Annotated in this window: 13 protein-coding genes; all 13 read left to right on the top strand. The window is 71.7% G+C overall.

The window, feature by feature from the left end; genetic code table 11:
* Positions 1 to 91: 91 nt before the first annotated feature.
* The gene (locus tag ABTZ59_RS19745; RefSeq protein WP_351403595.1) at positions 92 to 1408 is read left to right on the top strand and encodes a four-carbon acid sugar kinase family protein; all 1317 of its coding nucleotides are present in this window, start codon (positions 92 to 94) and stop codon (positions 1406 to 1408) included.
* Entirely contained in the window at positions 1405 to 2463 is a 1059-nt protein-coding gene (gene pdxA, locus ABTZ59_RS19750; RefSeq protein ID WP_351403604.1) for a 4-hydroxythreonine-4-phosphate dehydrogenase PdxA, read from the top strand. Before ABTZ59_RS19745 ends, pdxA begins: the two co-directional genes overlap by 4 nt.
* A gap of 34 nt (positions 2464 to 2497) precedes the next feature.
* Positions 2498 to 3328: a DeoR/GlpR family DNA-binding transcription regulator gene (locus ABTZ59_RS19755; RefSeq protein ID WP_351403609.1), complete on the top strand. Its 831-nt coding sequence runs from the start codon at positions 2498 to 2500 to the stop codon at positions 3326 to 3328.
* Positions 3329 to 3833: 505 nt separating this feature from the next.
* Positions 3834 to 5672, top strand: coding sequence for an AfsR/SARP family transcriptional regulator (locus tag ABTZ59_RS19760; RefSeq protein WP_351403616.1), 1839 nt, complete (start codon positions 3834 to 3836; stop codon positions 5670 to 5672).
* A 65-nt stretch (positions 5673 to 5737) separates the two neighbouring features.
* A complete protein-coding gene (locus ABTZ59_RS19765; protein WP_351403624.1) occupies positions 5738 to 8017 on the top strand; it encodes a TOMM precursor leader peptide-binding protein in 2280 nt (759 codons plus the stop codon).
* Positions 8007 to 10031, top strand: a complete 2025-nt coding sequence (locus tag ABTZ59_RS19770) for a TOMM precursor leader peptide-binding protein (RefSeq protein WP_503003168.1) — start codon at positions 8007 to 8009, stop codon at positions 10029 to 10031. The genes ABTZ59_RS19765 and ABTZ59_RS19770 overlap by 11 nt, the downstream gene beginning before the upstream one ends.
* 87 nt (positions 10032 to 10118) lie before the next feature.
* Positions 10119 to 11768, top strand: a complete 1650-nt coding sequence (locus tag ABTZ59_RS19775; RefSeq protein WP_351403632.1) for a SagB/ThcOx family dehydrogenase — start codon at positions 10119 to 10121, stop codon at positions 11766 to 11768.
* A gap of 20 nt (positions 11769 to 11788) precedes the next feature.
* A complete protein-coding gene (locus ABTZ59_RS19780; protein WP_351403639.1) occupies positions 11789 to 14599 on the top strand; it encodes a lantibiotic dehydratase in 2811 nt (936 codons plus the stop codon).
* Positions 14587 to 15723 (top strand): lantibiotic dehydratase C-terminal domain-containing protein, encoded by a 1137-nt coding sequence (locus ABTZ59_RS19785; protein WP_351403654.1) that lies wholly within the window; start codon positions 14587 to 14589, stop codon positions 15721 to 15723. Before ABTZ59_RS19780 ends, ABTZ59_RS19785 begins: the two co-directional genes overlap by 13 nt.
* Positions 15720 to 16835: a zinc metalloprotease gene (locus ABTZ59_RS19790; protein ID WP_351403657.1), complete on the top strand. Its 1116-nt coding sequence runs from the start codon at positions 15720 to 15722 to the stop codon at positions 16833 to 16835. Before ABTZ59_RS19785 ends, ABTZ59_RS19790 begins: the two co-directional genes overlap by 4 nt.
* Before the next feature lie 29 nt (positions 16836 to 16864).
* Positions 16865 to 17884, top strand: coding sequence for an ABC transporter ATP-binding protein (locus ABTZ59_RS19795; RefSeq protein ID WP_351403666.1), 1020 nt, complete (start codon positions 16865 to 16867; stop codon positions 17882 to 17884).
* A complete protein-coding gene (locus ABTZ59_RS19800) occupies positions 17881 to 18636 on the top strand; it encodes an ABC transporter permease (protein WP_351403677.1) in 756 nt (251 codons plus the stop codon). Before ABTZ59_RS19795 ends, ABTZ59_RS19800 begins: the two co-directional genes overlap by 4 nt.
* Complete coding sequence (locus tag ABTZ59_RS19805; protein WP_351403686.1) at positions 18633 to 20588, top strand: TOMM precursor leader peptide-binding protein; 1956 nt, start codon at positions 18633 to 18635, stop codon at positions 20586 to 20588. Before ABTZ59_RS19800 ends, ABTZ59_RS19805 begins: the two co-directional genes overlap by 4 nt.
* The last annotated feature ends 39 nt before the right edge of the window (positions 20589 to 20627 follow it).

The raw sequence follows: 20627 nt of genomic DNA on the forward strand, positions 1-20627 counted from the left end.
GTTTCGCGCAAGGGGTCTCGCGCACTTCGCGCAACGTATGTCATCATCAGGCACCGAGGCAGCCTGTCCGGGCCGCCCGGAGGAGGTATCCGTGGTCAGCAACCCCCGAGGCGGACGTGAACCGTGCCGCGTGCTCGCCCTCGCGGACGATCTGTCCGGCGCCGCCGAGACGGCGGCGGCGCTGCGCCTCCCCGGCCGGATCGACCTGGGGCCGGCGCCCGTGGACCTCCCCGCCCCGGGGGAGGCACTGGTCCTCGATCTCGATACCCGCCGGCTGCCCGCCGCCGAGGCCGCCCGTATCGTGCGCGAGGCCGTGCGCGGCGCCGGCGTCGGCACCGTACTCATCAAGAAGACGGACTCCCTGCTGCGCGGCAACCTCGCCGCCGAGGCCGCCGCCTACGCGGAGGGTGCGGGCGGGCTCGTGATCGCCTCCGCCCTGCCGGTGGCCGGGCGCACCGTCCGCGACGGCGTCGTCCATCTGCGGGGCACCCCGCTGCACGCCACCGACGCCTGGCGCGCCGAGTCGCTGCCCGCACCGACCTCGGTGGCCGCCGCCCTCGGCGACCCGCGAACGGCTGTCGTACCACTGGACGCCGTACGCTCCTCCCGGCGCGAACTCACCGGCCGGCTCCGCGACCTCGTGGCGGCCGGGCTGTGGCCGGTCCCCGACGCCGAGACGGACGCGGACCTCGACGCGGTCGTCGCCGCCGCGCTGCCGCTCGGACCGGACATACGGCTCATGGGAACCGGCGGACTCGCCGCCGCACTCGGCCGGGTGCTCGGCGGCGCTGACATACCGTCACCGCGCGGCCCCCTTCGGCCGCTTCGTCCATTGCTCGTCGTGGTCGGCACCGCGGAACCCACCGCCGTTGCGCAGATCGCGCAACTCACCGGGGCCGGGGCCCGGCACACCGCACTTCCCGCCGCCCTGCTCGCCGAGCCGGGCCCGCCGCTCTCCTTTCCCGTCGACGCGGACGGTATTACGGTCGTCAGCGTCGACAACTCGCCCGGGATCCTCGCCGGTTCCGCCCGTCGCGTGGTGGCGGGGCTCGCCCGTGCCGTCGCCGCCGTGCCCCACCCCGTCGATCTCGTCCTCACCGGGGGCGAGACCGCGCGGCACGTCCTGGACGCGCTCGGTGTCACCCGGCTCCACCCGGTGGGACAGATCCACCACGGAGCCGTGCACTGCCGCACCGACGACGGCCGCCGGGTCGTCACCCGCCCCGGCAGCTACGGCGACCCCGGGTCCCTGCTGCGGATCGCCCACGCCCTGCGGCCGGGTCACCCCGCCGTACCGGGCGATCACTCTGCCGTACCGGGCGATCACCACGCCGTAGTTGGCGGGGCGTCCGCCGCGTCCGTCCCCCCATCGTCCGTGTCATCCGCACCACAAGGAGAAGTCCAGTGAACGCAGCCCCGACGACCGCCCCCGTGGAGGCCACCGCGCTGACGGAGACGGCCGGTACACCGCTCCCGGTCATCGCGGTCACCATGGGAGACGGCGCCGGCATCGGCCCCGAGGTGATCGTCCCCGCGCTGCTCCACGCCGACACCGTGCGCCGCTGCCGACCCGTTGTCATCGGCGATGCCGAACGCCTGCGCCAGGCGGCCCGGATCCTCGGTGTCACCTGCGAGATCGTCTCCGTCGAGACCCCGGCCGACGCCGTGTCCTGCCCCGGCCGCATCCATGTCATCGATCTCGGACTGCTCCCCGCCGACCTGCCCTGGGGCCGGCTGTCCGCCGTCGCGGGCGACGCCGCGTACCAGTACGTACGGGTCGCCGCCGAACTCGCCCTGCGCGGTGACGTCCAGGGCATCTGTACCGCCCCGCTCAACAAGGAGGCCCTGCACGCGGGCGGCCATCTCTACCCCGGACACACCGAACTCCTCGCTGATCTCACCGGGGTCGAGGAGGTGTCGATGATGCTGTCCACGCCCAAGGTGAAGGTCATTCATGTCACCACCCACATCGGGCTGATCGACGCCGTACGCCGGATCGAACCCGGACTCGTCGAGCGGACCGTGCGCCGTGGCCACGAGGCGATGGTGCGGGCCGGTGTCGCGAAGCCCGTCATCGGGGTCTGCGGCATCAACCCGCACGCGGGCGAGAACGGCCTGTTCGGCTACGGCGAGGAGGAGGAGAAGATCGTCCCGGCCATCGAGGTGCTGCGCGCCGACGGCATCGACGCCGTCGGACCGCTCCCCGCCGACACCGCCTTCTTCCTCGCCTCGCGCGGCGACTACGACCTGATCGTCGCCATGTACCACGACCAGGGCCATGGCCCCGTCAAGGTCATGGGCATCGAAGCCGGTGTCAACCTGACCGTGGGACTGCCGGTCATCCGTACCTCCGTCGACCACGGCACCGCCTTCGACATCGCGGGTACCGGCCGGGCCGAGGCCGGTAGCATGGTCGAGGCGCTGCGCCAGGCCGCCGAGATGTCCACCACCGCGGCCCGTTGACCCCCGATCGTCCGCACCGGAGGACAGAAGACTGATGTCTGCGATCGGATCGAAGGCCCGGCGCGATCGAATCGTCCATCTCGCCACGACCACGGGGCTGGCCAGTGTGGAGGAGCTGTCCCAGTTGTTCGGGGTCACAGCCTCCACCATCCGGCGCGATCTCGCGAAGCTGACCTCGGACGGACAGCTCGCCCGTACCTACGGCGGTGCCATGGCGCTGGCCGCCCACCCCGAGGCGTCGCTGCGGCAGCGCACGGGCGAGGCGTTCGAGGCCAAGCGGGCGATCGCGCGGTGGGCCGCGGCGGAGGTTCGGCCCGGGGAGTCGCTGCTGCTGGACGCGGGATCCACCGTCGGCGCGCTCGCGCACGAACTGCGCACGGCGAAGGATGTCACCGTCGCCACCACGGGTCTGACGGCCCTTCAGGAGCTGGCGGATGTCGAGTCGGTCCATGTCGAGTGCCTGGGCGGCACATTGCGCCCACTGAGCCAGGGGTTCGTCGGACCGCTCACCGAAGCGGCCCTGGAACGGCTCACGTTCGACCGGCTCTTCCTGGGCACGGACGGCGTCTCGCCCGAGTACGGCATCTGCGAGGCCGATCTGCGCCAGACGCGCCTCAAGGAGCTCATGGCCCGGCGCGCCGACCGGGTGTACGTCCTGGCCCACGCCGCGAAGCTGGGCCGCCGGCCGTTCCACACCTGGACCCCGCTCCGGCCCGACTGGACGCTGGTGACCGACGCCGGAGCGGACCCCCGCGTCGTCGAGGGGCTGCGCGCCCGCGGGGTCACGGTCGTCCTGACGGAGGCGGAGTACACGACGGAGGCGGAGTACACGACGGAGGCGGCGCACGCGGGCCCGGCGGGCTGACCCCGACGGCCGGTGCGAGGGAGGTCCCGCGGAGCGCGCTCCGCGGGACCTCCCCTTTGTCTGTATTCGCGACGGCGAGCCGTATTCACACTCAATAAGTGCTTCTTTCCGGGTTGGTTCGCCGTTCGGGAATGCCGCGGGACCGGAGGGTCGACTTTCCATGGGGGAGTTACTAGGATGCCCAACAAGTTCTGGTCGCCGGTATTGTTTTGGAAACAGCCGTACGCGTTCCGTCGATCTATTCATCCGTTGGTAAAGCAATGTTAATTTCCTTTGGAGCAGCGGTACGTATCACTCCGTTGAGCTGGCCCTCGTCCGTGGCGGTGAACCAGATCAGCAGCGTGGCTACGGGGGAGTAGGAAATCAGTGGGGCCTGGCAGAGGTCTGTACCAAAGAAAAGAGCGCAGCATTTCCGTCCACGAATGTCCCGATGTTGTGGGGTGCCCCGGATTCGGCACTTTCATGCATCGCGGACGCGAGTACTGATTCGGGGGGCAGAGGTCGCGTGCGTTTTCAGCTTTTGGGCCCTTTGAGTATTGCCGAGGGTCATGACGTTGTTGTTCTTAAACCGTCCAAACCGTCCAGTCTGCTGGCGGCTCTCCTCCTTCACCCCGGATCCGTCGTGTCCACCGGCTATCTGCTGCGCGCCCTCTGGGACGACGACCAGCCGGCCACGGCCAGGGCCGCGCTCCAGAGCTGTGTCCTGCGACTGCGCCGGATCTTCGCCAAGTACGGAGTCACCGGCAATGTCATCGAGGCGGTGCCCGGTGGTTACCGCATGAACGCCGACGCCGACACGCTCGACCTGGTGCGGTTCCGCGCACTCGTACGGGAGGCGGACGACGCGGGCGACGCCGAGGGCGAGCTGTACCGGCTCAAGGAGGCGCTGACGCTCTGGCAGGGTCCCCTGCTGGCGAATGTGCCCTCCCCGATGCTGCACCGCGACGAGGTGCCCGGGCTGACCGAGGAGCGGCTGCGTACGCTCGAACGGGCCTGCGACATCGAGCTCGCGCTGGGCCGATGTCGTCAGGTACTGGTCGACCTCTGGGAGGCCGCTCGCCGACACCCCGGTCGCGAACGGTTCTCCGAACAGCTCATCGAGGCGCTGTACCGCACCGGCCGGCAGTCGGAGGCGCTTTCGGAGTACCGCAGTGTGAAAGGCCGGCTGAAGGAAGAACTGGGCATCGATCCCGGCCCGTCGCTCCAGCGGCTCGAACTGTCGATCCTGCGCGGCGATGACCTCGGCCCACTGGCGCTGGACCCGGGGTTCGACCGGACGGCGCCCCTGCCCGGCGGCGGCGCGCCGCCGCTCGCGGCGCGCACGGAACCCCTGGCGATCGCCGCCCCGGCTCCGGCCACCGTGCCCGCATCGGCTCTGCCGCCCGTACCGCCCGCGCCCGCCGTACGGCCGGTGCCGCCTGTGCCGTCCTTCACCGGCCGTACCGCCGAACGGGCGGCGATCAACGCCCGTCTCACCGCGGGATCCCCGGACACAGCCGTCGTGGTCCTCTCCGGAGCCCCGGGCATCGGAAAGACGGCGCTGGCCCGGCAAGCCGCCCATGACACCCAGGACAGCTTCCCCGGCGGCGTGTTCATCCTGGCCATGACGCGTGAGGACGGTTCCCCCGTCACCCCGGCCGAGGCGCTGACGCACCTGCCGCCGCCCGGAGCCGCCGATGGTGCGACGCTGCTCGTGCTCGACGATGTGACCAGCCCCGACCAGGTCCGTCCGCTGCTGCCCGCCGCGGCGGGCAGCGCCGCGATCGTCACCAGCAGACGTGGTCTCGCCGGACTGATGGCCACGCACGGCGGCAGCGTGCACCGGCTGTCCACCCTGGAACCGGCGGAATCCCGGCAACTGCTGGCCGCCGTACTCGGCGCCGACCGGGTGGCGGCGGAACCGGAAGCCGCGGCCGAACTGGGCCGTATCTGCGGCTACTTCCCGCTCAGTCTCCGGATCGCGGCCGCCCGGCTGCTCACCCGCCCCGGGCTGCGCATCGAGGACTGTGTCGCCTGGCTGGCGGAGGATCTGCCGGCCAGGCTCTCCCTCGCCGATGATCCCCGGCTCTCCGTACCGCAGGTGTTCGGCGGTGCGCTGCGCCGGCTGGAGCCGCGCTGGCAGGAAGCCTTCCACCGGCTCGGCGACCACGAGGGGCTGCTGCTCCCCTCGCACGCGCTCGGCAACTCACCCGAGGCGGAAGAGGCGTTGGAGCGTCTCGCCGACGCGGGGTTGCTCGAAGAAGGGCCTCCTGGCCCGTACCGCATCCATCGACTGCTGAAAATCTACGCGCGTCAGCAGGCGCGTGAGAGCCAGCACAGCCAGGCTGCGACAGCACGCCACTGACGGGCGACGCCCGAACTCCACCACGATCAAGCCACCTTGACCAAGCATCCAGGGGTGTCATTCTCATGGGCTCAGCGACTTACGAAACCGTTGCCTCGACCCGCCCGCGCATCCGTCGCGACGTGCTGTTCACCGAGACACCGGAGGGGGTGCTCTTCCACAACGCCGACGGCGGGTTCCAGCTGACCGCCAAGTCCGCCTACCGGTTCGCCACCCTGATCGTCCCGCATCTCACCGGCGACCACTCGGTCTCCCAGATCTGCGAGGGCCTCGGTGACCAGCAGCGCTCCATGGTCGGCGAGTTGGTGAAGAGCCTGTACGAACGGGACTTCGCCCGGCCGGTCCCGACGACCGAGGGCGAGGCGCACGACACAGCGCCCGACATCGCCCGGCGCTTCGCGCCGCAGATCGCCTACGTCGACCACTACTCCGACGACGCCGAGCGCCGCTTCCACCGCTTCCGTACGGCACGGGTGGCCGTGCTCGGCGACGACCTCGTGGCCCGTTGGTGCGTCCTCAGCCTGATCCGCAACGGCTGCTCGACCATCGGTCTTCAGCCGGGACTCGGAGCCGAGAACATCGAGACCATAGAGGCAGAGGCGCGGGAGGCGGCGTCCGACGGCTGCCCCGTGGACCTTCCGCGGATCGGGGCGGACGACCCCCTGGCGCCCCTCGGCTGGGCGGATCTCGCGTCGTACGACCTCGTGGTGGTCACCGGCGGCCCCGCGGCCCCGGGCCGGCTGTTCCCGCTGCTGCGGGCCGGCGTGCCCGAGGGCCGTACGCTCCTGCCGGCCTGGTCCTACGGCGAGCACGCCGTGGTGGGACCGCTGATGACGTCCGACACGGCCGGCTGCTGGTCCTGCGCGGTGCTGCGGATCGGTTCCCACGACGGGGCCGCGGCCGCCGCGGACATCTGGAGCGCTCTGGCCCTGCCCGGGACCGTACCGGCCGGTGAGCTCCCCAGCCGCCCCCTTGCGGCGATGATCGGCAATCTGCTCGGTTACGAGATCTTCCGTATCACCACCGGCGCGCTGCCCGCCGAGACCGCCGGCCGGCTGATCATCCAGGACATGAAGTCCCTCGATGTCACGGCCGAACCCCTGCTGCCGCACCCGCGCTGCCCGTTCTGTGCCGGGGCGGCGCAGGACGACGCACCGGCCGGCGCGGATCTCCCGCTCGATCTCCCCGTGGACCTCACGACGGTGGGGAGCGCCACCCCGCCGATGCCGACGGTCGACACGGCCCGGGAGGCCGACGCCCTGGTGGAGGAGTTGAACCGCCGCTCGGTCCTGGTCCGGCCGCGCGCCGGAGTCTTCGGCCGCTTCGCGGACGAGCCCCTCACGCAGATACCGCTCAAGGCGACCCTCGTCGAGTTCGGCACCGGCCACGGCGCCTCGCGCCGAGTCGCCGCCTTCGACGTGCACCATGTCGCGGGCGCCCGGCTGCGGGCGCTGAACGCGGCGGCCGGCGTGTACGCGGAGCATGTCGTGCCCACCACCGGCATTCTGACGGCTCGTCAGGTCGAGGAGGCCGGCACGAGCGTGCGCGCTCTGGGGCCCGCCGCGCTGACCCTCTTCGGCGGTGCGGGTACGGGCACGGGCGCCGGCGGTGAGCGGGTGACGGCCTGGACCCGGGCCGTCTCGCTGCTCACCAAGGAGCGGATTCTCGTCCCGGCCGCGGCGGTTCGCACCTTCGGCCCGCACAACGCCGACCGGCTGTTCGACCCGACGCGCGCCGGAACCGGCGTGGGAGCCACGGTGGCGGACGCCGCCGCCGACGGACTGCTCTCCGCCTTCGCCCATGACGCGCTGTGCCGCACGCTGCGGGGCGGTACGGCGAGCAGGGTGCCGCTGAAGCCGCTCGCGGAGGGGGAGGGGGCCGATGCCGAACTCACCTTCCTCATCCGGTCGGCGGCCATCCTCGACATCGAGGTGGACCTGCTCGACCTGGGCGAGGGCGACCGCTCCGGGGTGCATGTGCTGCTCGCCCGGGGAGCCGGACACTGGGCGGTCGGCAGCGACACCGGCGCCCGGGGCGCCGCGGTCGCCGCGCTGCGCGATCTGCTGGGACAGGTGCAGCTGGGCCGGGAGGAGACGGCCGCGCCGTTCGATCTCGGCGACCCGCTGCTGCGTGACCTCGACGCGACGACGATCCATGCCGCGGACACCGAGGGCACCGAAGCCGTCGTCTCCCGGGCGGTGACCGACTGGTCCGAGGTGCTGGACCGGCTCCGTACGGCGGGACGCGACGCCCTGATGGTGGACACGAGCTCCGCGGACCTGGCCGGCGCGGGCATCAGCACCGCCCGCGTGTTCCTCACCACGGAGGCAACCCGTGGGGCTTAGCACTCTCGATGTCCGCCCGGCGGAGGGACTGCTGCGGCAGGCCCTGGGGCGGCTCGGCGGACCTGAGGTGAGTATCGGCGCGCTCGGTACGCACGACGCGTTCGCCGCCGGAAAGGACGCCCTCGAAAGGGACGCCCTCGAAAAGGGCGCCCCCGAAAGGGACGCCGCTGACCGGGACGCTGTCGAGCGGGAGACGACCGGGCGGGACGTCACCGCGTACCGCGACACATCCGTCCCGGTGCGGCTGTACGGCGCGCACGCCGTCATCGGGCCCCTGCCCGGTGCCGACGGCGCGCCGGCCCCGGCCTGCTCCCACTGTCTGGCCCGCCGCTGGCAGGCCGTGCGGTCGGTGGCCCTGCGCGACGCCCTCGAACTGGGCGGGGAGACCCGGGCGGCGGGCGAGTGGCCCTACGCCACACCGTTCGCGGCGGACGCCGTCGCGGCGCTCGTCACCGCACTGTGCGAGCGGCCACCCGTCCCCGCGGGCCCGTTCCCCGAGATCAGGCTGGTGGATCTGCGGACCCTGACCGTCCGCCACTACCCGCTGGTCCCCGACCCCGAATGCCCGCGCTGTTCCACACCCCGTACCGACACCGCCGACGACGCCCGGATCACCCTGCGCCCCGCCCCCAAGCACCGTCCCGGCTCCTTCCGGCTGCGGCCCATCGAGGCGTACGACATCGACGTCGCCGCGTTCGCCAACCCGGTGTGCGGCGCGCTCGGGCCGTCCGTGGTCCATGACGTCTCCTCCACCTCCACCTCCGCGACCATCGGCTGTTTCTCGATGCGTTCCGGCGAGTATCTGCGCGAGACGTTCTGGGGCGGCCACGCCGACTCCTTCGGCCACAGCAACCGGATCGGTGTGCTCGAAGGCATGGAGCGTTACGCCGGGATGCGGGCGCGCTCCCGGATCACCAGCGTCACCGGAAGCCTCGAAGAGTTCGGTGCCGATGCCGTCGACCCCCGTGACGTGGGCCTGTACGCGCCGGACTTCTACCGCGCCAACCCACGGGTCCGCCCGTTCGCGGCCGACCGGGAGATCCCCTGGGTATGGGGCTACTCCCTGCGTGACGAGCAGCCGAGACTGGTCCCCGAGGTGCTGACGTACTATCACGCGCCCGGCCTGGAGAACCGGTTCGTGCAGGAGAGCTCCAACGGCTGCGCCTCCGGGGGCTGTCTGGAAGAGGCGATCTACTTCGGGCTGATGGAGGTCATCGAGCGCGACGCCTTCCTGCTCTCCTGGTACGGGCAGCAGCCGCTGCCCGAGATCGACCCGGCCACCAGCACCCGCGACTCCACCCGGCACATGGTCGACCGGCTGGCGATGTACGGCTACCGGGCGCGGTTCTTCGACACCCGGATCACCTTCCCGGTCCCGGTGGTCACCGCCGTGGCCGAGCGCTTCGACGGCGGTCCCGGCCGGATGTGCTTCGGCGCGGGCGCCGGGCTCGACCCCGAGTCCGCGTTCGACTCGGCGCTCTGCGAGATCGCGACCGACGCCGTGAACCTGCGGGAGCGTACCGAGCGCGACGGGCCCCGGCTGCGCGCCATGGCCGCGGACTTCGACCTGGTGACGGCGCTGCATGACCATCCCCTGGTGTACGGCGTGCCGGAGATGGGCGAGCACGCAGGCTTCCTGCTGAACCTCGACAGCCCGCATCGTCGCGGTGTCGCGCCCGAACCACCGCGCGCGGTGAGCGAGTTGCGCTGGCCGGACCCCTCCGGCGCGATGGCCGCCGGGGACCTCCGCGAGGATCTGCGCCGCTGTGTCGACGCGGTGACCGGAGCCGGCTTCGACGTGGTGGTGGTCGACCAGACCATGCCCGAGCAGCGCACGCTCGGGCTGCACACCGTCAGTGTGCTCGTCCCCGGGCTGCTGCCGATCGACTTCGGCTGGTCCCGGCAGCGCGCCCGCACCATGCCCCGCCTGCGCACCGCACTGCGTCAGGCGGGACTGCGCGAGCACGATCTGGGGCCGGACGACATCAACCCGGCCCCGCACCCCTTCCCGTGACCCGCCGTGCGGTCCAGAAGCGTGCACTCCAGAACCGTCCCGTCCACAACCGTCCAGCACAGCACCACCAGCAGAGAGGAGGGTCCCGTGGGCTACGCCCATGACTATGCGGCCGAGATCATGCAGCGCGGCCGGATCCCGATGGAGCCCGCCGATTTCGTCCCCGACTGGGCGGATCGGCCGAGGAAGGCGAAGTTCTACCCCGGCGTCGAGTCCTTCCCGCTGCCGGACACGGACTTCCCCGAAGGGGCGACCGTGGCGGCCGGCTGTACGCGTACCGACGAGCCCCACGAACAGCGGCCGTTCACGCTGGACTCGCTCTCCGGGATGCTGCGCGACTCCTACGGGCTGACCGGACGCCGGCTCGGTGTCCAGACCAATACGGACCTCGCCGCGCTGCCCCACTACACCCAGGCGAACTGGTCCCGTGGCACGGCCTCCGGCGGCGGTCTCTACCCGGTCAGCGTCTACTGGGTCTCCGGCCCCAGCGGGCCGCGGCCGCCGGGTGTCCACTACTACTCGGCCCCGCACCACTCCATGCAGCGGCTGCTCGCGGGCGATGTGACCGGCGAGGTGCGTGCGGCACTCGGCGAGGGGGCCGCGGGCGCGGACCGCGACCAGTTCCTCGTCCTGGGGATCAAGTACTGGCAGAACGCGTTCAAGTACAACAGCTTCTCCTTCCACGCGGTGAGCATGGATCTCGGCGCGATCGTCGGCACCTGGCGTATCTGGGCACGCGCGCAGGGGCTGAGTGTCGAGCCCGCGCTGTGGTTCGACGAGGAGAGGCTGAGCCACGTGCTGGGTGTGCCCAACGAGGAAGAAGGCATCTTCGCCGTCGTCCCGCTGACCTGGGAGGGCGCCGAGCCCACCGGCGGGCTCGCCACTCCCGACCTCGCCACCCCCCGGCTCTCCACCGCCGCGCTCCCCGACGTCCCCGCCGTCCGGCACACCGATGTCGAACGCTCGCGCACGGTGCTGCGCTTCGAAACCCTCCAGCGGATCCACGCGGCGACGGTGGAGGCCGCCACCGACCGCCCGGAGCCTGGCGCGCTCGAACCGGCCGCCGCGATCGCGCCCACCGCAACGGGCACGCCCGTCGTTCTGCCGGAGCCCGAGCTGCCGCCGGTGAGTGTGCGTGACGCGCTGCGGGAGCGGCGCAGCAGCTTCGGGCGCTTCGACGCGGCCCGCCCGGTCACCACCGCGCAACTGGCCGCCACCCTCGACGCCTGTGTCGCCGCCTCGCTCGGCGGCGACACGGAACAGCCCGCGGCACCGGACGGCTCGGCGTCGCCCGGACTGGTCACGCTGTACGCGTTCGTCAACCATGTCGAGGGCGTCGAGCCCGGCGCGTACGCCTACGATCCCGTGGACCACACGCTGCGCCCGGTGGTGACGGGCCCGCCGGGACCGTTCCTCCAGCGCAACTACTTCCTCTCCAACTACAACCTGGAGCAGGCCGGTGTGGTGATCGTCCCCACCATCCGCACCGCCGCCGTCCTGGACGCGGTGGGGGACCGGGGCTACCGGCTGGTGAACGGCACGATCGGGGCCGTCGCGCAGACCTTCTACACCGTGGCCTCCGCACTCGGGCTCGGTGCGGGCGTCGCGCTGGGCTTCGACAACATCTCGTACATCGAGGAGCTGGACCTCGAACGCACGGGTGAGAAGCCCCTGTTGATCATGCTGCTCGGCAATGAGCGGCCACGGCCCGCCGACTTCCGCTACGAGATCGGCTGACCGGGATGGGGGAGCGAGTGATGACACCGGACGCGGATACGACGGACGTCGGCTGGGAACCCGGCCGCCGGTTCATGCTGCGCGTGGCCGGACTGCCCGTGGAGTCCGTCCAGGCGCTGCGCTGCGGCGACAGCCGTCAGTGGGCGGACGACGTCCTCGCGGCCGAGGACCGGCTACGGAACCGGGCGGCCGGGCTGAGCGATCTGCTGCACGAGGCGGTGGGTACCACCGACGTCGCCCCGGACGGGGCGGGCGCGAGCCAGCGCCGCGAACTGCTCGGCCTGCGCCGCCAGATCTTCAACAACCGGCTGCCCGCCGACCCGGACGCGGCCGTCCGGCTGGTCGCCGGAGTCGACCCGCGCGCGGCGGAGGCGACCGCCGAGTGGCTGCGGGACCGCCGCCATCTGGAGAAGCTGCGGGCCGAGGGCGCGCCCCTGCTCGCCGCCGACCTCGACAGGACCCGGGCCGCGCTGCGCGGGCTGCTCGCCGAGGACCGGCTGCGCTGCGGTCTGCTGCTGGCCTCCCCGACCCTGGAGGGTCAGCTCGACGCCTATATCGACAAGGCCGAGGCGGGGGCCGCGGCCGGCGTGTCCCCCGACAAGCGGATGCGGAAGATCGAGCGGTCGGTGCTGTCGTATCTGTACCGCACGGCCTGCAAGACCAGCCCCTTCAGCACCTTCACCGGTGTCGCCACCGGCGTCTTCCACGACGGCCGGGACGAGCGGCAGGGCCGCGACACCTCGGACGCCACCATCCGGATCGACGACGAGTGGTCCAGCCATGTGCGGCTCAATGTCGTCGTGCTGGGCCGGTTCGCCGAACTGATCCTCGCCGACCCGGCCCGGCGGGGCGATCTCCCCGTACGGCCCGCCTCCGGCTGGGAGCGGGACGACGACCGGATCCGGTACGTACGCCAGTGGATCAGCGCGGGCGACGACTCGGCCGCGGTCACCTTCGACGCGGTCAAGGACCGGCTGTTCTTCCTCCGCCGCAGCGGCACGCTGGACCGGCTGCTCAGTCTGTTCGAGGGGCGGGACGAGCTGCGCTACGGCGAGCTGGTGGAGTGGCTCCGTACCGAGCACGACGCCGAACCCGCGCAGTGCGAGACCTATGTGGCCGCGCTGCTCCAGCTCGGCCTGGTACGGGTGCCGTGCCTGGACACCGATGTCCACAGCCCCGATCCACTGCGCTCCTTCCAAGATGAGCTGCGCACGCTCGGGCGTCCCTGGGCCGACCGGCTGGCCGCCGCCTTCGAGGGGCCCGTACGCGCCATCGACCGCTTCCCCTCCGCCGGCCGCGCCGAGCGGGTGGAACTGCTGCGTGAGCTGCGCACCGGACTGCGCGAGGCCCAGGCCCAGTTGGGGGCGGCGCAGGCCACACTGCCGCAGACCCTGCTCTACGAGGATGTCAGCGCCGGCCGTGAGGTGAGCTGTGGACTCGGCGCCTGGACCGGGCCGGCCGGCGGGGCGCTGCGCTCCGTCGAGCGCATACTCCCCGCCTTCGATCTGACACTTCCTCAGCGGGTCACCTTCAAGGGCTTCTTCACCGCGCGCTACGGCCGTGGCGGCCGGTGCGACGACCTTCTGGGTCTCGTCCACGACTTCCACGAGGACTTCTTCGACCAGTACCTCTCGTTCGCGGGCAAGCGGCGGCCCTTCGACGACCGGGGCGAGTACGTGCCGGAGGAGAACTGGCTCGGGCTGCCGGGTATCCGCGCGATCGACGCGGCGCGGCGCGCCTTCATCGACCGCATGCGGCAGCTCTGGCAGGAGCACGCGGACGCGACGGAGATCCGGCTCGGCGAACGGGACCTGGGGCTCGTCGCGGACGAACTCGCCCCGCTCGCGACCGACTTCGCACCGCAGTCCCACCATCTCCAGCTCACCGAGGGCGAGAACGGCCCGCTCGTCGTGCTCAACCGCTCGTACGGCGGACTCTCCTTCCCCTTCAGCCGTTTCACCCATGTCTACGACACGGACGACACGGACGACACGGACAGCCCGGTGGAGCGGGCCGGAGCCTTCTCGCGGGGGCTGCGCGACACCGCCGCGGCCGTCACCCCCGACGGAGCGGTCCTGGCCGAGATCACCGGAGGAGCGGTGACCAGCAATCTCAATCTGCACAGCCCGCTCACCGACTACGAGATCGTCTGCCCCGGAGAATCCAGCACCGTCCCCGAGGACCGACAGATCCACCTCGACGACCTTTATGTCGAGCACGACGCGGAGTCGGACCGGCTGGTACTGCGCTCCACGCGGCTCGGCCGTGAGGTCATCCCTGTCTATCTCGGCTATCTGGTGCCGCTCGCGCTGCCCGAGATCCCCCGTACGCTCCTGCTGATGTCCCCGACCTCGATGGCGCCCCTGGACGTCTGGGGAGGTGTCCCGACGGGCGAGGCGCACGAGGGCGTGACCACGCGGCCCCGGGTGCTGCACGGTGAGGTCGTCCTCAGCCGCCGCAGCTGGACCACGACGGCCGGGGCGCTGCCGGTCCGCCGGCCCGGTACCGGCGATGAGGAGTGGTTCCTCGGCTGGCAGCGCTGGCGCCGCGAACACGCCCTTCCCGACCAGGTCTTCGCCACCGTGTCCAGCGGGCCCCGGGGCGGCGCGGGGGCCAAGCCCCAGTACGTGGACTTCGACAGCCTTCTCTCCCTCTCCGCCCTCGAAGCGCTGCCCACGCACCCGGACGACCGGGTCGTCCTGCGGGAAATGCTCCCGGGGCGCGACGGACTGCATGTCCGCTCCGCGCGTGGCAGCCATGTGGCCGAGCTGGCCGTGGAGACCTTCACCTCGACCCGACGCAGAGAGGGCGCACCGACATGTCAGAGCTGACCCCCGCACCGAGCCCGGCACCGAGCCCCACGCCGGGCCCCGCCGCCGACTCCGCGCCCGCCCCCGTCCCCGCCCCGGGCGCGGCGGCCGACTGGCAGGCCATCCACATCTTCTACGCGGCCAATCCGCAGCCCCTGCTGGTGAATTGCGTCCGCCCGCTGGTGGCCGAGCTGACCGCCGACGGCCTGCTGGCCGGCCACTTCTTCATCAACTACTGGCTGGAGGGGCCGCATGTCCGCCTCCGGCTCAAGCCCCTGAACGCGGCGGCCACCCCGGAGGTACGGCGTCGCGCAGAGGAGGCCATCAGCGGCTTCCTCCGTACCCGCCCCGCCCTCTACGAGGTGGACTCCGGTTTCCTCAACGAGTTCTACAACACCCTCTTCGAGATCGAGTTCCCGGAGGGCGACCGCGGCGCGTTCATGAGCGAGGACGGCCGGATGAACCTGCGGCCCAACAACTCCTTCTCGTACGAGCCGTACGAACCCGAGTACGGCAAGTACGGCGGCCCGGCCGGGATCGAGCTGGCGGAGTGGCACTTCGCGCACTCCAGCGATCTCGTCATGGACGCCTTCCGCACCATGAACCTGCATCTGCGCACCGTGCTGCTCGGCACGTCCGCCCAGCTGATGATGGTCATGGCCGGCTGCTTCCTGCCCGAGCGCGAGGAACTGGGCGGCTATCTGGACCGCTACTACGAGTTCTGGCACAACGCGTTCCCCGGCACGGGCTTCATCGGGTCGAAGGAGTACGACAAGAACTACGCCGAGATGGCCCCCGGCCTCGGCCGCCGCTTCGAGGGAATCCGGCGCGCGGTCCGCACCGGCGAACTCGGCACGCTGCCCGCCTTCCTGCGCGGCTGGGCCGAACACTGCCTGGAACTGCGCTCCCGCGCCGAGGAGCTGACCGTGGGCGGCGAGCTGGTGTTCCGCTCCTGGGACGGTACGCGCGACGAACGCGTCACCGATCCCGCCGTGGCACTTCCGCTGCTGCTCTCCCCGTACATGCATATGACCAACAACCGGCTGCATGTGACGATCCGTGACGAAGCGTATCTTTCCCATGTGCTCGGCCGGGTCCTGCGCGAGGACACCGTCGCCCCACCCGCCCCGGCGGCGACCCCATGACCGCAGCCTCCGGGGAACTCCTCTCGCACCGCCCGGCGCTGCGCCCGGGCATCCTGCTGAGCCCCGCCCTGCTGCACGGCCCCGCCACCGTGCATCTGATCAAGGATCCGGAGGGCGGCGCCGCCTTCGAGGTCGGGGCGAAGGAGTTCTTCCTGATCTCCCGGCTCGACGGCAGCCGCAGTCTGGCGGAGATCGGGCAGGAGTACGCCGAGACCTTCGGCAAGCGCCTCGGCGCCGCGCACTGGCAGCGGCTGCTGCAACTGCTGGGCACCAGAAGCCTGCTGGCCGGAGCACCGCCCCGGCCGGCAGATGCCGGCACCGCGCCGGGCAAGCCGTACAGCGGCACTGCGCTGCGGGGCACCCTGCGGCTGGTCGCCGACGCCGACGCCACCACGGGGCGCCTGCACGGCCTGCTGCGTCCCGTGCTGCGGACCACGGTCCTGCTTCCGCTGACCGTCCTCATGGTGGCGATGGAGGTCCTGCTCGCGACGGCGCTGCCCGAACTGGCCGACGACACCTGGTGGCTGTTCCATCAGCCCGTCGCGCTGATCGCGGTCTTCACCCTGCTCTGGCTGAGCACGGCCCTGCACGAACTGGCCCACGGGGTGAGCGCCCAGCACTACGGGGGTACGGTCAGCGAGATCGGGCTGCGCTGGCGGCTGCCCGTGGCCGTGATGTACTGCACCGTCGACAACTACCGCTATCTGCGCTCCCGTTGGCATCAGCTCGCGGTCGCGGGCGCGGGTGCCTTCGCCAACCTGCTCTTCCTGCTGCCGTTCCTGGCCTGGTGGGCCGCGCTCCCCGAGGGGGACCCGACCCGCCGAGTACTGTCCGGACTGCTGCTGCTCGGCAGTGCCCAGGCACTCGTCAATCTCCTGCCCCTGCCCCCGCTCGACGGCTACGCGATGCTGAGCCACGCACTGCGCGTCTCCGGTCTCGCGCCGGAGAGCGGGCGCTATCTGCGGCTGTGCCTCAGCGACCGGCCGGCCGCCGCCGCGTACCCGCGCCGGGCCCGCTCCGTCTACCTCGGCTACGGGGTGGGGTCGGCCCTGCTCGTCCTTCTCCTGGTGGCGGCCCTGGCAACAGGCCTCTACTTCCTACTAGTTCACTGACCCACAACCCCCGAGGGGCGCAGAACCACATGAGCGAGGCCAGGACCATGGCGTCCGTGCCGCACGAGGCGGCCACCGAAGCGGCGATCGTCGTCGACGACGTGCGCAAACGATACGGGGACCGGCAGGCGGTCGACGGGGTGTCACTCCAGGTCGGCCGCGGGGAGTTCTTCGGACTTCTCGGCCCCAACGGCGCGGGGAAGACCACCCTCGTCGAGATCATGGAGGGCCTGCGCCAGGCGGACTCCGGAACCGTCTCGGTTCTCGGCCAGTCCCCCTGGCCGCGGAATGTGGCGCTGCTGCCGCGGCTGGGTGTCCAGACCCAGTCCTCCGCCTTCTTCGTGCGCCAGACCGCACGCGAACACCTGCGTACCGTCGCCGCCCTGTACGGGGCGAGCGGCGCCGACGCGGACAGCACGCTCGGTACCGTCGGGCTGGACGACCAGCGCGATGTCATGGTCGAGAATCTGTCCGGCGGCCAGCGCCAGCGCCTGGCCATCGCCTCGGCCCTGGTGCACGGCCCCGAGCTGATCTTCCTGGACGAGCCGACCGCGGCCCTGGACCCGCAGGCCCGCCGCGATCTGTGGAAGGTGCTGCGCGAGCTGAAGAGCGAGGGCCGCACCATCGTCTACACCACCCACCATCTCGACGAGGCCGAGGCGCTCTGCGACCGGGTGGCGATCGTCGTGGCCGGCTCGGTCGTCGCGCTGGACTCCCCGCACCATCTGGTGACCGCCGCCGGGGCGCCGACCCGTCTGCTGATTCCGGCCGAGCGGATGAGCCGGCAGGACGCGGCGGCCATCCCGGGGGTCGACCGGGTCACCGAGCAGGGCGGCTCCCTCGTCCTGGAGACGGCCGAGTCCGGGAAGGTCCTCCAGGCGGTTGACGCGCTCGGCGGTCTGGAGGGTGTGCAGACGCGCACCGCCACGCTGGAGGACGTCTATCTCGAACTGACCGGAACCTCCGACACCACCGTCAGCACCGACACCACCGTCAGCGCCGGCCCCACCGGCAGCACGGACACCAACGACACGGAGCAGCAGGGATGAGCGCGTACGCAGCACTGACGGCGGCCGGCTACCGGGCACAGGTCCGGGACAAGGCCACCCTCTTCTTCACCTTCGCCTTCCCGCTGCTCTTCCTGGTCGTCTTCGGACTGATCTTCCGGGGCCAGGAAGTGGAGGAGACCGGCCGCCCCTACATCTCCTACATCGCACCGGGCGTCATGTCCTGGGGCGTGGCCAACGCCGCCGTCTTCGGAGTCGCCTTCACCCTGATGCAGTGGCGCCGCGACGATCTGCTGCGGCTGATCCGGATGACCCCCACCCGGCTGCCGTCGGTTCTCGGCTCCCGCTATGTGCTCGCTCTCGCCGTGGGGGTCTTCCAGGCGGTGGTGTTCATCGCGGTGGCGATGCTGCCGCTGTTCGGTCTCGAACTGAACGCCCGGTGGCCGCTGGCGCTGCCCGTGCTGGTGCTCGGCATCACGGCGTTCCTCACCATCGGCGTGGTCATCGGGTCGTACGCCAACACGCCCGAGGCGGTCGCGGCCATCGCCAACTGCCTGATGGTGCCGATGGCCTTCCTCTCCGGCTCGTTCCTGCCGCTGGACATGATGCCGTCCTGGCTCCAGACCATCTCGCGGGTGCTTCCGCTGCGCTATCTCAACGACGCGGTGTCCGCCGCCCTTTCCGGCCGGGGGGAGCTCGGGGACATCGCCCTCGGGTGCGGGGGACTGGTCGTCTTCACCGTCATCTTCGGGGCGCTGGCCGTGAAGACGTTCCGCTGGAGCAACTCCACATGACCACCACGATCACGACCGACGCGACGGTGGACGGCGCTCCGCTGGAGGCCGCGCGCGAGTTGCTGCGGCGGGAGCTGACCGTACGGCTCGCCCCGGCCACCGCGCCGACGGTGGTCCCGCTCGGCGCCGGTGACGTGCTCGGCCACCGGGGCGAGGACCGCCACGCCGCCGTACGCCCCGGGGCCACCGTCCATCTCACCTCGGGGGCCGTGCTGGTGGGCCCCTGGGGCGGCGACGGCACCACCTCCGCCTGCGGCCAGTGTCTGGCCATGCGCTGGCAGCGGCTGCGTACCCGCACCCAGCGGGACGCCCTGGAGACCGGATCGCGTACCCGCGCGGCCGGCCTCTGGCCCCGGCTCACTCCGTACGCGCTTGACGCGGTGGAGGCGCTGCACCGCGCGGTGTTCCTCTCGGGCACCGTGCTCCCGCCGGGCCCCGGAGCCGCCGACCGTTCACTCCCCCAGGTCTCCCACCTCGATCTCGCCTCGCTCGAAGTGCGGACCTATCCGCTGCTCGCCGATCCGCTCTGCCCGCACTGCGGGCCACGGGGCACGGACGGCCCGGCGGACGACGGCTTCGGTCCGGTGAGCCGGCCGAAGCCCGCCCCGGACACCTACCGGCTGCGCCCGGCGTCCGCGTACCCGATGCCGGCCTTGGCGCTCGCCAACCCGGTCTCCGGCGTCCTCGGCGCGGGCACCTGGATCAATGTCACCTCGCCCACCACCGCGCCGGTCGCGGGCAGCGTCTTCATGCGCGGCTACGCGGGACTGACCGATGTCACCTGGAGCGGCCAGGCCAACGGCTTCGACGCCAGCCGCGATCTGGCCTATCTGGAGGGCCTGGAGCGGTACGCCGGTACCCACCGGCGCACCGGCACCACCCTGCTCACGGCGGCCTACAGCGACCTCGGCGAGGCAGCCCTCGACCCCGCGAGCTGTGGCTTCTACTCGCCCGAGACCTACCGTGACGACCCGATGGTCAGCCCCTTCGACCCCGACAGGCCCATCCCCTGGGTCTGGGGCCACTCCCTGCGCGACGAGCGGCCGGTGCTGGTTCCGGCCCGGCTCGTCCACTACAGCGCGGGCCTCGCCTCCGACAACTTCGTCTTCGAATGCTCCAACGGCTGCGCGATAGGCGGCTGTCTGGAGGAGGCGATCCTCGGCGGGCTCCTCGAACTCATCGAGCGGGACGCGTTCCTGGTCGCCTGGTACGGCGCCACCCCGCTCACCGAGATCGATCTCGGCTCGCTCGACAACCGTACGGTCCGCACCATGATCGACCGGGCCGCGCTCCAGGGCTATGACGTCCATGCCTTCGACAACCGGATCGATCTCGGCGTACCGGTCGTCACCGGCCTGGCCGTACGGCGTGACGGCGGCCCCGGCACCTTCTCCTTCGGCGCCGGTGCGAGTCTGGACCCGGCGGCGGCTCTGGAGGGGGCGCTCTCCGAGGTGCTCACGTATATCCCGCATCTGCCCCGGCAGGTGGCCGAACGCCGGGCCGAACTGGAGGCCATGGCCGAGGACTTCGGGAAGGTGCTGCATCTCAAGGACCATGCCCAGCTCTATGGGCTGCCGAGGATGGCGGAGCATGTCCGTACCTATCTGGAGCCCGCCGCGGTGCGGTCGATGACAGAGGTCTACCGCGACTGGGAGGAGCGGGAGCGGCCGCGTACGGGCGACCTGCGTGACGATGTGGCGTACTGCCGCGACGCGTTGGCCGGGGCGGGGCACGATGTCATCGTCGTCGATCAGACCACCCCGGAGCAGCACCGTATCGGGCTGCGCACGGTGGCCACGATCGTCCCCGGCCTGCTGCCGATCGACTTCGGCTGGTCGCGTCAGCGCGCACCGCGTATGCCACGACTGCGCAGCGCCGCGTTCCGGGCGGGGCTGCGCGAGCGGGAACTGACGGAGGCGGAGATCCGGCTCGTGCCGCATCCGTTCCCCTGATCAGGGGCGGTGGCCGGACACAACGGAGCGGGCGGCACT

The sequence above is a fragment of the Streptomyces sp. NPDC094034 genome (genome assembly GCF_040303865.1).
Classification (GTDB): domain Bacteria; phylum Actinomycetota; class Actinomycetes; order Streptomycetales; family Streptomycetaceae; genus Streptomyces.